Source organism: Desulfonatronum sp. SC1, assembly GCF_003046795.1.
In the GTDB taxonomy this organism is placed as follows: domain Bacteria; phylum Desulfobacterota; class Desulfovibrionia; order Desulfovibrionales; family Desulfonatronaceae; genus Desulfonatronum.
On the sequence record NZ_PZKN01000119.1, the window covers coordinates 1 to 470 of the forward strand.

A 470-nucleotide genomic window follows, 5' to 3' on the forward strand; every position below is an offset into this window, starting at 1 on the left:
CTATCGAAAGACCCAATTGAACTTCTTAAAGTTACAGATGCAAAAGACCTTGTAGAGTGTGATACAAACATGACACCAACAGAGGAGTTTTTGAATAATTATAAAAGTGCACCAAAGATTCGTCAGAAAGAAATAAATGAATTGTTAATCTCCTATGCATTTGATTCTGATAAGCCAGATATTGTGCGAGAAAATAGTGTTGAATTATTGAGACATTTAAGAGGTTTGACTATTAATACGGTAATTATTGAACTTGCTGGAGTCCTCGAAGAAAGATTAGGTAACCGAGAGATTGATTTAGTTACTGCAAAAATAGGACATGCTTGTGGTGCAATAGGGTACTTTAAAAAAGTGAAACTTAAAGATTTTTATAATCAACTTGTTTTAGAGGTAAAGTCAGCTAACAATCAATGGGCAGAGCAAGAAAAGGTTTGCTCAAAGTTGGATGATGTTGGCGGATTAAATAATTG

General features: G+C 33.6%; 1 protein-coding gene. It reads left to right on the forward strand.

Annotated elements, in window-relative coordinates; all coding sequences use genetic code 11:
• Window positions 1–470, forward strand: a 470-nt coding sequence (locus C6366_RS19845) for a hypothetical protein (protein ID WP_158269869.1), incomplete at both ends; no start/stop codon positions are given.